Source organism: Bradyrhizobium sp. sGM-13 (assembly GCF_018398875.1).
Taxonomy (GTDB): domain Bacteria; phylum Pseudomonadota; class Alphaproteobacteria; order Rhizobiales; family Xanthobacteraceae; genus Bradyrhizobium.
This window is the reverse complement of sequence record NZ_JAGWDK010000072.1, coordinates 1-11,691: the sequence shown is the minus strand read 5'-3', so window position 1 is coordinate 11,691 and position 11,691 is coordinate 1. Positions and strand designations below refer to the sequence as shown.

The window sequence follows — 11,691 nt, the reverse complement described above, 5'->3', positions numbered from 1 at the left end:
GTACAGCCGGTCGTGATCAATCGGAACGCCCGGTCGCGATCGCTCGGTACGCGCAAACTGAGCCAAAGGCGCTTCCAGCAAGGCACGGCGCGTCCTTGTTCGGGAGCGAAAGACCGACGAGCGTAGGCAGTCGGCGAGGACCCGGCATATTGGATCAAAAGACAAGAAACCTGAACTTTTGAACTCAACGTCAATGCGAATCTCCCCAGAGCAGTGGCGAGGGATATCGTCATGTGAGGGGTCGAAGAAGCATGGCGTAACCTGATGACTCGCAAGGTGTTGACGTCCCCCTTCACGGGGATTTTTAATTTCCGCATTCTTGCAGCGAGAGCTGCTCCTCGTCCATCTGCACCGAGACGGAGACCTGACGGCCCCGTTGGAGAACATCCCGCTGGCACGGTCCTAATTTTCGGCGCAGAATTGAGCCTCATACAGTCCATAGGGAAAACGGAGACGGGAATGTCCAAGTCGAAGAACGAAAAATTGGACCCAAACAGCAACGAGACGGACGAAGTCGGATGCAGCTTTTTACACAACGACTAATCCTCCGACCATGGAGAGATTCGGACAGGCAGCCCTTTGCCGAAATGTCGGAAGATGCTGACGTCATGGAATATCTCCGCCCGCTCTCAACGCGAGACGCACGCAACGCCTGGATCGATTTCCAGATCAACCATCAATCCTCTCATGGCTTCTGCATGTGGGCCATGGAATCGCGAGCATCCGGCATATTCATGGGTGCTGTCGGATTGTTGCACGTCTCCTTTGCGGCCCGCTTCACGCCTGCCGTCGAAGTCGGTTGGCGGTTGGCGCGGCCGTTCTGGGAACAGGGATTCGCCGTGGAGGCAGCGCGAGCAGCGCTTCAATTTGGTTTCGAAGAGATCCGCCTCGCGGAGATTGTGGCACATGCGAGCTTCCGCAACGGTCGATCCCGACGCGTGATGGCGAAGCTAGGGATGTCTCACGATAGCGCAGAGGATTTTGACCACCCTCGCATCCCGGAAAATGACCCACTGCGGCGACAAGTTCTTTATCGACTGACAGAACCGGCATTTCTGTCGAATAGCTAAGCTCGTTTCAAGAGGTCGGCGTGGTTGTCACATGCCCACGTCAGTCATCCGTTGACGAAGAAGCTCGTACTCCTGTTGAGAGCAGTCGGTAAGTGCTTCGGCCCTGCTGCTTGGCAGGTCATCGTAGCTAATGGGGCTGTCGAACTGGCTCACCGTAAAGTCCACGCGCTTTCCGTCGATCTTATTGTAGAAGTGCCAGGCGCCGTTGACGTCTGTTTTCAGGATATCGCCGCCCCGCTGGTCATGGACAACGAGGGCGGTGACCCCGCATTGGCCCATGGCGAAGCGGCGACCGCGCCAATAACATCCTCTGCAGAAATCAACCCGACCCTCAGATAGTCGGTGTTGTCACACGGATCAGAGACGAACTCTGCATAGGGGCCATCGGAGCGGCCGAAGCCTCGACGCATGATCGAAACTGCGGCGTAGCCGTGCTGCGCAAAGGCCAGCGCTGGACCTGCCAACCCATTGGCGAGGCACGCCGATAGGCCTCAAGAGCCTTTCCCGGCTCAGACCGAGGCGAGCCATGTACCAAAACGACCAAAGGCATTTTCCCGGGTCGATCCGGTCGAGTTACTATCCCTTCCAACGTCACCTGACGGCCGTCTGGCAGAGGAGCGGAAATCGACACCGGCGCGCGGATCAGACCGGCAAAGCTGTAGGAGCAGCGGCCGCAACGCTCGCCACCAGACTAAAGCCGATAGCGCCAAGATAGCGCAACATCTTCCATGGCATGATGACACTAAGGAGATGATTGTGTTTGGCCATCTTCCTATACCTCTTGTCCGATCAGCCGGAGGCGTGATGTACACGAACTCAGTGGGCGAAGGCGGGTGGATCCACTGCCGCGTTGAGGCCTTTTTACCGCGACTACAATCAAGAGCCTGACCAAGCCCACGGCGCCGAAGAACTCCCACCGGTCGTGGTCCGATTTCGTGCCGAAGCCTTGAAGGGCCCGCTGCCTATCGAAGCCTATTCCAGCGCGGGCCATTGTCTCGATTGAAGCTCGGACCATCCGAGGCCAATGCAGGCTATTCCCGGCCGCAGATCGGATCAGCTTTTTGCTTGTAAACCGGATTCCAGCGCAGCGTCAGGGAACAATGATAGTTATATTCGGCGCGCTCTTTGAACGTACCTGTTCGCCGGTTTTCTTCCGAAGACGTCATGCCAACGACATCATGCGGCCGATCGCCCAGCTTGCGGCCTGCGACAACGGAGTTAATGAATTCGGTACAATAGGCACCTTGGTTGAAGCCGCCGCCGCGCCAGCCACTGGTCCCGTTCAGCTTTTCCTCGTTCTCCCAACGATCGACGCCGAACGCTTGGTTGGCACATGTCTTCCAGCTAGGCGCTTTGCTGCAAACCTGACCTATTGCAAGCTGCGCCATCTTGGCTCCGCACTCGCGTACGTTGACCAATTCAGGTCCTAACTGCTCCTGCAGCACATTTTCAAAGTCTTTTGTTTGAACATCGACGCCCACCTGGCCACCGAGCTGTCCAATAGCTCTTGCAATCAAGCCCTTCGCTTCGGCCGTCAGATCACCCTTGCCTGTAATCAGCGTCGACTTTCCAATTTGCTTGACCTGACCGCAAATTCGCTCCGCGAAATCGCCAGCCTCTTTCAGGCATTGGGCATCAGCCTCTTGGCAATAAAGAATAGTTGCCGCTACGACGAGAAAAGAAGGCGTCTTCATGAACACTCTCCCGGCAAGACCTTATTAGATGCAAAAATTGATTGTGCAACCAATATTCCATAGATCGGTTATCTTTTTTGCGCAAGCGTGCTGTTGCTCGTCGTCGCGTTTGCGTTGGGCACCCCGAGCCTGAAGACGAATGACCATTCCGAAAGAGCACCTTTGTTGCGTGGCGCTCCCTGACGGAAAACATGCGTAACGATTAAGCATCCTTACGCAGCAGGCCATTGCTCTCGTCAGGCAATGCTCCGATGGTCTGGCGCATGGACATCAAGACACTCCAGGACGCCTATAACGAGTTCAACACGCGGGATGCTGAGCTTGTCGCGCGTCAAAACGCTGCGACGACGGACGCTCTGCGATTCGAGCTGGAGCGCATGCGTCGAATCCTCCTTATCAAGTTGGAGGCAAAAATTCAGGGAGAGCTCACGCGTGACTTTATTAGACGAGTTGGATGCGAAACTGCTGGACAACAAAGAGCGGCTTAGGCGGCTCGATAGTGTTATCGACGATTTGCTGAAGGCCGCGCTGCACCCTGACAGTGAGCTTGGCTCTTCCGAATATTTAGCGGAAGCTGCCGAATTCCGGCAGAAAGCCCAAGAAACCCGAGAGCTGATCGCTGAGCTTGAGAAGCTGCGCTCTGCACGTCGCGGGGGTTAAGCCGGTCCCGCAGAGGGCCGGGGCTGACGCACTCATTCTTTGGACAAGAGTCGGTCGGCATGCACGGCGGGCCGCGTTGTATGCAGTTGCTATCTCATGAGGCTGCCATGGTATCTCGTCCTCCGATCTGCGGAAGAGCACGATGTGCTCGCCTAACCATCGCTGCTTCATTGTCCTGAGTAGTTAAGGCCGCAGGCCGGGATATCTCCGGCCCGAAATGGCCGTACTTACAAAAATTTCATCTGCGAACCTGCATCCGTCCTGAAGTTCCCACGTATCTCCAATTACCAAAATGACTATCCACTGACCGTTGCTATCCGGCCGGTTACCGGTGGCGCATCCCAAGTTGTAAAACAGTATCATTTGAGGAAACGAAAGCATGTCTCGGACATCGAAGTCGAAATCCGCTGCATTCAAGGCTGGCTTTGCCGCGTGCGCCTTCCTGGGCTTCGGTGCCGTCAGCTATGGCGGTGATCTTCTGCTCAAGGAATTCCGGCCCGACCTGGAGAAGGCCGCAGTTGAATCTGCAAAGAACTGGGTAAAGGAGACTTTCTTTGAGGAAAACCTCTTCTCGAAGGATGGCTACATTTCACTGCGCTACGCCGATGGCAGGGGTGGTTATACGTACCAGACGTTGAGGCTCAGCCTGAAAGGACGGAGCCGACCGCATGGCGAGATCGAGGACTTGAGCAACGGCAACAAGGCTGTTGTAAAAGGCTATTGGCGTGCCAGCATGCTGGTCCTGACCTACGCCTCGGCTGCGCCCGACAGACCCGGCATTGGATCGTTCATCCTCCGACCCATGCTCCCCGGCCTCGCCGAAAAGAGTGTCGCCTATGCTGGCTGTGCGCTTGTTCATGAATGGGGATGCGACTTCGGTGCCGACACCTTCAGTGACAAGCTCAACGGTCCGATGCGGATCGTGCCGGCAATCCTAACCAGCGAGCGTATCCCGTCTGAGGGAATGAAGAAGGCCTTGTTCGTCAAGGACCCGATGCAGCCGGGTATCGTCGGGCCTGCCGATCTTCAGAAGAAGACCGCCTACGTACTATTCTGACTGCCAAGCACCAGAGACCGGTTTTGACGGTCCTGGACTGACACCGTCTAGCGCGGTGTCATCTCCTGCGCTGCTCCGAGTACGGCCGACTGCCAGGCGTGGCTCTTCTGGCGTTTTGAATCCATCGCGCCGGTGTCTTATAGATAGGTTTGATAATACGTATTGACGGATTCAAAGGTGGCCTCAGCGCCGAGAACTACGTCAGCATTACCAAGGCGACGCGCGCTACGGCCACCAGGGACTTACAGGATTTGGTGAAGAAGGGTGCGCTGATCAGGACCGGGCAGCTCAAGCATACGCGGTATCACCTGAACATTCCTGAGCGGGGTCGGTAGGCTTCAATGGTGAGTGCCAGCGCATTAAGCCCTACAGGGCGGCGCAGGACGCGATTAAAAGCGGTTCTTGCAGGTACGGTCCCCTTACCAGTGCTAACAGGGTATAAACCCTTTAAAGAACTAGAGAGTTTGCCGCGAATCAGGAAACTTGACATTCAAGCGTTATCGGAGTCAGTTTTGCGTTACTACAAGACGGGCTGTGCCGGTTCGACCGCGTATCGCGGAAAACTGCAAACGCCGTTTGGTAACATCATACTGTTTGAGATTCTTCTTCGACCGAGCTTGCCACAGGCATAACCCTTTCGGACGCCTATCACAGGCAAGGTCAAAGCGTGGCGACTGCGTTCAGTCGTAGTGCGATGGGGTGGGCCAACACTTCATCTGTGCGGCTACATGGGTTCTCCCGCGCTTTGCGCCCATGTGGGTTGGTTACAATAGCGGGAGAGACTTATGGAAGGGCATCGTGCAGTAATGCACGGTGCCCTTCGCTATTGTGGGTGAGCGCGGCTTGACGTGTTGAATTGCGGCATGCTTGAATAGCTGTTGCCACATTGTGTGGCGGCGATCGTCTTCGAAGGTTGGCCCCTGAGATTTCGGTCGTGATGAAGTCCGAAAGGAGCGTTCTCACCCTAACGCCGCAACCCTGACAGCACCCCACGAACTGTGTGATGGTGTTCTTTGCTCCCTCGTGGGGCTGCTTAGGTTGCTACAGGGTCCCCGCTTCTTTCTCTGAGCGAAACATGCGCGCACGCGACTCCGCGAGCGGCAACAGAGAGAGGTGACCATGTTATCCGACACGTATCGCAACTCGACGGAGCTCGACTCGTCTTATCGACTGAATTCCTTCCAACCGCTTCACTGGATCGCCATCATCGGGGTGGGTGCTGGCGGCGCCAGTTATTTCCGGCAGGCTTTGAAGAAAGTGATCGCTGATGGCGTCGCAAGCTCCGTCGGCTTCCTTCTCCTGGACGTCAAGTCGATAGAGGAGCAGGGGAAAGGGATTGCGTGGGCTTTGAACCAAGCTCCCTTCATTTCGGCAAACATGCATCTTCCGAAGATCGGATATGATCCTTCCGATCCGAACCGATTGCTGGAATTGCTCGGTCTCCAGGATAACAACTTCTCGCAGGATGCGTCATTCCTGAGCCGGTCTGAGGTGGGCAAGGCTTTCTCGAAAGATTTGAACATCCACGTGGAGATCGCGGAACGAGCGGGGATTCCCGTAAACCGTATCCAAGGTGAGGCGGCGCGCGTTGACCGTTTGGGAAGGGGTTACGCGATAACGCTGAGTTCCGGCGAAAAGCTGTTCGCCGATACCGTCATCCTGGGACTCGGGCATATCCCGTCGACGAACTACAAAGAGCTTGAAGGATCGCCGATGTATATCGGAAATCCGTGGGACGCTCGATCTCTCGACGCGATTCCAAGCGACGCAAATGTTGCCATCCTTGGCCTAGGGCCGACCGCCGTCGATACGATCAATATCCTAAGAGCGAACGGCGTCAAACGCATTCACGCTCTGTCGCGCAGCGGCTGCATGCAATATCCGCGGCCCAACTACGGCCGTTACGAGCTCAAGGTTCTCACAAGAGAATACATCACCGAAATGGCCAACGAGCATGGAGGCCTCACCTTCATGGATATTCTGAGGGGAATCGGCGCGGAATACAGGCAGGCCGGGATTGATTGTTCCGGCCTGAAGCGCGCCATCGCAAACGCGCGCCAGCGGCCGGAGAAAGCTATTCCGCTGGGGTTGGCAGATTGTCAGGACAGCAGCGAATGGTTTTCCGTTTTCAAGGCTCTGGATGATGTGACGCCCTTGATTTGGCACCTGTTACCGGAGCAAGAGCGAACGCGGTACAAGCGCGAATACCGTCAGGCTCATGTCAATGTCAGCTACGGCTCCGCGTCAAAGCCCGCCAAGAAGATACTTGAGGCTCTGCACGACGGGTCCTTACGAGTTTCAGGCGGCCTTGAGGAAGGCAGCGTTCATTTTGCCCACGGAAAATATCAGGTTTCCTGGCTCGCTGATGGGATGCGGCGGCAAACAGGCTTTGATTGCGTTATTAATTGCTCTGGCATTGGTACCGATCTCACGAAAGCTCGGTACCCGCTCTTGGGCTACCTTCTTGGAAAGGGGTGGCTTGTGCCTCATCCGGAAGGCGGCGCATTGGTCGATTTCGAAAGCGGTCAGTTGTTGACCCGAGAGCGCAAACCAGTCGGCGAAATATACAGCTTGGTCGGAAGTATCACCTACGGCACCCACTTGCTCACGCATTGCATGGATCAGGTGGTCAACTCGGCTCGACGAACGTCCGAGGCGGTTCACGTGAAAATCCTTGAGATTGCAGCGCCCGACAAACTCTGAACATAGGTAATCTAAAGTCGAGGGGCCCCCGACCAGCCGGGGGCCTTTCGCTGGGTTCAATGCACAAAACCTATTTTGTCTGCCGAAGGAGCGCATCTAGCTTGCTGCTTGCCAGCATCATCCTAGGCAGAAGATCAATAAAGCCCTTAGCTCCCGCGTAGAATTCAGCTGCCAGCTCAAAAACGCGTTCAGTTCTGATATCTCGAATAGACCGATACTGTAGTAAGGCGTCCGCGTCGCGATGTCCGATCGTTGCGTTCCGCACGAAACTAAATTCTTTTCGTAGTTTACTTTGGACAGCGCGTACCGTTCGCAGAGAATCAGTGGCCTCTTTGCGCATCTCTTCAGAGGCGCCGATCGTCTCCAGCGCCGTGCGTAATGCTTGGCCTGAGACTTTGTCGAGATCCATCTCATAGATCACCAATATGATGACCCGAGCACAAAGCTTGCGCGTCCATTCGTCGGGGTGAGTGAGAGCATCAATCTTCATGCATTGGATGTCGCGCTCAGCAAGTAAGAAAAACAGAGCAATATTGAAAAGCGTATCGTTTGCTGCGAATCCTCTTCCTTCAAAGCGGATGGTGTAGTCTTTAACGGTTTGGAAGGTCTTTTCCAAAGCCTTCATGCGCTTCCGCTCGACGATGGGAAGTCTCCACCGCATGAGAAATCGCGCCACCCTTGGGGCGACTCGCAACATTTTTTGCCTCACCCAACGCTCAACGACCCTCGGGGGCTGCTCAAGAAGGCGGCGAGGTTTATCACGAATGGTGTGAGTCTCCTGATTTCTGTTCAATGGGAGGCAACGCTTTGATTCAGAGATGAATTAAAACTGTGAATGCTTAAAAGTCTTTTCGTTGGCAGAGCCGTCTGTATAACGCTCTTTGATTCTCAACTCTGTATTGTCCTTGTTGATCTCGTAGGTAATCGTCTCATCGCGAGGATCGTTGCGCCAACGACCACTGGGCTCAGAGGCCCAGTAAACACGAGAACCCTCTATCCGGCACCTGGTTGACCAGACGGTGTTATCGCTAGCGCGGGTATATCGCTGATATGACACATCACCTTCAGTTTTGGTGGTTCGAATGGTTTTGGGATCTCGGCCCATAATGGCGCCGATTGTTGCTCGACAGATTGTTGGATGATCAAAAGTTGACAATTCTTCACACCAAGCGGGCCCACTGATGAACGCCAAGCAAGCTGCAAACAGAACAATGCGAGTCACAGACTTAGCCCTTTGAGGTTTTGGGATCGGCGCTGCGGGGAAAGGTTCGCTCCTCCTGGTATTTGCCATCGAGCTTCTCGATTTTTACGGAGCCGCCTTCTGTGCCGATCGCTTTTGATAGGGCACCTCCCGCAGTGGCATCCGTCTTGTTCTCAAAGGATTTGACGACCTTGTTGCTCTTATCCTGTTTGAGGACCCACTTATCGGTGCGATCATTATGGGAGAGGGTGTATTTCGGAAGCTTCGGCATAGGAAATCTCCTTTTCAAACCATTAGATCATATCGCATTATGAGAGCACAACCAATAGTTGATAATCGGGGCCGTTAGTACCGCATCTTCAGAAAGCGCGTGACCTCGAACCGTGGCATGAACGGTTCTGAACGAACGTCGTTCATCAGCCCCCAGTACATCGACTTACCGGTCGGGTGCTGGCTGCCGGCCGGATACTTGTAGCTGTAGCGGGGCGGGTCGCCTCCCTCCCATGTGATGGAGCGCTCGAACTCCGGCCGTAGGTAATCATAGATGCCCCAGCGGATGTTGTTGAGGAATTCAGCGATCGCGCTGCTGTGGTAGCTGAAAACATTATTATGAAACCAGTCGTAGAACTCTTCGATGACCAGGTAGCCCTCATCGAGGCTGACCTTATCACCGTTGGCTTCCAGGATTCGGCAGATATCGCCGACCACCCGGCTCAGCCGGGCGAAGTTGTGCTTGCCGATGTTGCCGCAGATTTTGATGAACTCCACACGCTTTACGCGGATGTCGGTTTCAAGCTCGATCGAAGGTAGCCAGACCTTTTCGACAAGGCATTCAGTCTCCAGCCAATCGATGAACGCTTGGAGCGGTTTGAGGACGGTGTCGCCTCCACTCGGGTTGAGGATAGGCGCCTGGCCGACGTTCTGCAGTTGAAAGAGAATGCTCTGCAATGACCTCGGTGTGCCCGGAGCTGGCGCCTTAAGGCCGAACGGCCATGGGCTAGGTGCGCTTAGGAAGTCGGTGAGCAGGACATTGAACAGCTGTTGGTGAATCTCGGTCTTGAAGTCGAGTTCGGCGTCTGAGGTTCGCGGCAGCTTCATGAAGATGGCATAGTTCACCATCTCGTGGATCGAATCCCAGGCCGATTTCAGGACGATAACTTCCTGATCGGTGGGGGAGTAGGTGCGGGTCATAGATCCCACGGCCTGAGGCTACGTTTTGGCCTCGCGGGTGGTGCCGAGTCGATTACAAAGGCTGGATGCCAATGTTGGCTTAACCCCAAACACATCGATAATCAGTTCGGGGGTGATGAGATCAAACTTCCTCTCTGGCGCGCGGTCGTGGATTACCCTTATTTGCTCATCGGTTGCCTTGAGCTTTTTGAAGGCCTCATAGGGGGCGTACCAAGCCGGAAAGGGCTTCATATGCTTGATGCATCGGCGACGGTAGTCGCGGGTCATATGCGGAGCGTAAAGACACGAATAAACAGCCAAGCCCTCTTCGAACCAAAGCGTTTCCATACTTCTCACCGGGGCGAGACAGTGAACTGCCTCATGCCAAATCTGAAATTTCAAGCGCTCATCCTGACCGTTAGCGGCCTGGTCTAGTTTGATTTGAAGCGTAAACGAGGTATCGTCCACAAGCGTTTGGGCATAGGGGAACGCGTGAAATGACACCGGGAGGAAACGAAAACGGTCATCACGAGCGCCGTATCGGATTTCATACGAGTTGACTGCAATCTGAAGTTCATGGTCGAAATTGAGTGCCATTTCCACTACCCCATCACTGCAATCTTCTGAGGTTCTTCCCCAATCAAAGGTTCGTTCTCGACAGGCACGGTGATGCCGACCGGAGGAGGGGGCGGATTGCGCTTCACCGCAAACACAACGGTGCGTTCGCTTTCCAGCACTTCGCGGAATACGGGTTCTAGCGCAGTTGACTGATTGATAGTGGTGCCGACCCAAGCACCACGGACGAGCGTGATGAATTCTTCCTTGTTTACCCGGCGTCCGACATTCTCGTAGGTAAGGACGTTGCCGCCCCTGGGACCCTTAAGTCGACTGCTGGCAGCGAGTGCCTTCCACAGTCCATGCGGAATATAGAGGCCCGGAAACATCCCCTTATCATCTGGCTTGAACGAAATCCGGGGGCAAAACTTCAGAAAGAAGGGGTTATGCGAGAAGCGGAAGCCATCGGGATCGTTGTCCGGATCGGCCTTTTCAAGTTCCTCCAGCATTTTGTCCATACGCCCCAGTTCTTCCGTGAACTGGTCGCCATCCTTCCAGCGGAATTCGTGCTGCTCGCCCGGCTTCTCAAAGGCCTTGTATTGAACCAGGACAAAGGATTTGTACTTCTCGTTGTAATAGATGAGATCTGCGCCGGTCTGTTCTTCAAGAGCCCGACGGTTGGCCATTATAACGAGCACCGAATTGGACGGATCGTCATCCGCAGCAAAAGTTTTTGCATACAAATAGGGAGCCTCTCGAAGTACGGAAAAGCCGGGGAGAGAGGTGAAGTCGACATGAAGCATCGTGTCTTCGCGTGCATATGCTCCCGGTAACCCTTCCAGGAAGGACTTTGGCTTCGTTTCTCCCAGTTGCCAGTCCAGGACGCTGTCGGAGCCTACGCCAGCTATTTCCAGCGCCGTAGTGAGAGACTCTTTTTGAAGAGCAAGGTTTTCTCGCTCCTCGGGGGCCAATGTGGCCAGTCGCCGTGCTCGAGCTTCGGATAGCCGTGCAAGGCGTTTAGCGAGCGTTTGATCCATTCTTTCAAGGACAGCTACAACGGCTTGCATGGTGCGAGGTGGTAGAAGGCCGCCGCTCTTGAGCACACGTTCAAGGTGTTGACGTACTTTTATGGGGACATGCCGAAGGAGCGCAGCAAAGGAAATGGGCGTCTGCAGCTTCTCAAGGCCCCTCATTTTGAGCTGGGCCAGCCCGGTACCGGCCGCTGTGCCTTTGCGGCCATCAGCGACGTGGGTCAGAAAGCCATCCTGGAAAGAGGCTAAAACGATGAGGGGAGCCTGGCGGGAGTACCCGAACCACTCGACAGGTTCGGTAGCGTCCCAACCGCCACGCCATGTTCTCTCGCTGGCTAGCAAGATTTCGCGCCGTTCTTCAGGGACCTTGAGTATGTATGCTGAAACCAAGTTGCCTCCTCAGCTTCAATGCTAGAGCAGGGCAGGTCATTCGGCCAAGCAATTTGCAACCGTTGGCTGGTACCCTCACTTTGGTGGTGAATTATCAGACAGGTGGGATTGAACGAAGCCGCTACCGCGGCGTGAACGGCGAGGTGGCGTAGAGCGCCTC

At 55.1% G+C, this 11,691-nt stretch carries 11 protein-coding genes and 1 pseudogene; 6 read left to right on the top strand and 6 right to left on the bottom strand.

Translation table 11 applies throughout. The features are described 5' to 3' along the window. Positions 1–518 precede the first annotated feature (518 nt). Positions 519–1,070 carry a GNAT family N-acetyltransferase gene (locus KJQ96_RS36875; protein ID WP_213290991.1) on the top strand — a complete coding sequence of 184 codons (552 nt, stop codon included), beginning with the start codon at positions 519–521 and terminating at the stop codon, positions 1,068–1,070. Between the two features lie 51 nt (positions 1,071–1,121). After that, positions 1,122–1,409 (top strand): hypothetical protein, encoded by a 288-nt coding sequence (locus KJQ96_RS36870; RefSeq protein WP_213290990.1) that lies wholly within the window; start codon positions 1,122–1,124, stop codon positions 1,407–1,409. Positions 1,410–2,101: 692 nt separating this feature from the next. On the opposite strand, the gene KJQ96_RS36865 is transcribed toward KJQ96_RS36870, so the two are convergent. After that, positions 2,102–2,764 (bottom strand): hypothetical protein, encoded by a 663-nt coding sequence (locus KJQ96_RS36865; RefSeq protein ID WP_213290989.1) that lies wholly within the window; start codon positions 2,762–2,764, stop codon positions 2,102–2,104. Positions 2,765–3,196: 432 nt separating this feature from the next. On the opposite strand from KJQ96_RS36865, the gene KJQ96_RS36860 reads away from it, so the two are divergent. The 4 genes and pseudogenes from KJQ96_RS36860 to KJQ96_RS36850 all read left to right on the top strand — a co-directional run bounded on the left by KJQ96_RS36860 (position 3,197) and on the right by KJQ96_RS36850 (position 7,184). Beyond that, the gene (locus tag KJQ96_RS36860) at positions 3,197–3,424 is read left to right on the top strand and encodes a hypothetical protein (RefSeq protein ID WP_213290988.1); all 228 of its coding nucleotides are present in this window, start codon (positions 3,197–3,199) and stop codon (positions 3,422–3,424) included. Between the two features lie 379 nt (positions 3,425–3,803). Beyond that, on the top strand, positions 3,804–4,481 hold the full coding sequence (locus KJQ96_RS36855) for a hypothetical protein (RefSeq protein WP_213290987.1): 678 nt from the start codon (positions 3,804–3,806) through the stop codon (positions 4,479–4,481). A gap of 161 nt (positions 4,482–4,642) precedes the next feature. After that, positions 4,643–4,816: pseudogene (locus tag KJQ96_RS40980) on the top strand (DUF4172 domain-containing protein); the annotation flags it as partial. Between the two features lie 784 nt (positions 4,817–5,600). Continuing rightward, a complete protein-coding gene (locus tag KJQ96_RS36850; RefSeq protein WP_213290986.1) occupies positions 5,601–7,184 on the top strand; it encodes an FAD/NAD(P)-binding protein in 1,584 nt (527 codons plus the stop codon). 70 nt (positions 7,185–7,254) lie between these two features. On the opposite strand, the gene KJQ96_RS36845 is transcribed toward KJQ96_RS36850, so the two are convergent. The 5 genes from KJQ96_RS36845 to KJQ96_RS36825 form a co-directional block, all read right to left on the bottom strand. Then, positions 7,255–7,809 carry a hypothetical protein gene (locus KJQ96_RS36845; RefSeq protein WP_213290985.1) on the bottom strand — a complete coding sequence of 185 codons (555 nt, stop codon included), beginning with the start codon at positions 7,807–7,809 and terminating at the stop codon, positions 7,255–7,257. 601 nt (positions 7,810–8,410) lie between these two features. Beyond that, positions 8,411–8,656: a DUF2188 domain-containing protein gene (locus tag KJQ96_RS36840; protein WP_213290984.1), complete on the bottom strand. Its 246-nt coding sequence runs from the start codon at positions 8,654–8,656 to the stop codon at positions 8,411–8,413. 74 nt (positions 8,657–8,730) lie between these two features. Next, on the bottom strand, positions 8,731–9,576 hold the full coding sequence (locus KJQ96_RS36835) for a hypothetical protein (protein WP_213290983.1): 846 nt from the start codon (positions 9,574–9,576) through the stop codon (positions 8,731–8,733). 18 nt (positions 9,577–9,594) lie between these two features. After that, complete coding sequence (locus tag KJQ96_RS36830; protein ID WP_213290982.1) at positions 9,595–10,152, bottom strand: hypothetical protein; 558 nt, start codon at positions 10,150–10,152, stop codon at positions 9,595–9,597. Positions 10,153–10,157: 5 nt separating this feature from the next. Next, complete coding sequence (locus tag KJQ96_RS36825; RefSeq protein ID WP_213290981.1) at positions 10,158–11,531, bottom strand: hypothetical protein; 1,374 nt, start codon at positions 11,529–11,531, stop codon at positions 10,158–10,160. Positions 11,532–11,691 lie beyond the last annotated feature (160 nt).

Coding starts and splice junctions, on each gene's coding strand:
- KJQ96_RS36855 (WP_213290987.1), top strand. CDS start 3,804: ATGTCTCGGACATCGAAGTCGAAATCCGCTGCATTCAAGGCTGGCTTT.
- KJQ96_RS36845 (WP_213290985.1), bottom strand. CDS start 7,809: ATGAAGGCTTTGGAAAAGACCTTCCAAACCGTTAAAGACTACACCATC.
- KJQ96_RS36830 (WP_213290982.1), bottom strand. CDS start 10,152: ATGGCACTCAATTTCGACCATGAACTTCAGATTGCAGTCAACTCGTAT.
- KJQ96_RS36835 (WP_213290983.1), bottom strand. CDS start 9,576: ATGACCCGCACCTACTCCCCCACCGATCAGGAAGTTATCGTCCTGAAA.
- KJQ96_RS36850 (WP_213290986.1), top strand. CDS start 5,601: ATGTTATCCGACACGTATCGCAACTCGACGGAGCTCGACTCGTCTTAT.
- KJQ96_RS36865 (WP_213290989.1), bottom strand. CDS start 2,764: ATGAAGACGCCTTCTTTTCTCGTCGTAGCGGCAACTATTCTTTATTGC.
- KJQ96_RS36840 (WP_213290984.1), bottom strand. CDS start 8,656: ATGCCGAAGCTTCCGAAATACACCCTCTCCCATAATGATCGCACCGAT.
- KJQ96_RS36875 (WP_213290991.1), top strand. CDS start 519: ATGCAGCTTTTTACACAACGACTAATCCTCCGACCATGGAGAGATTCG.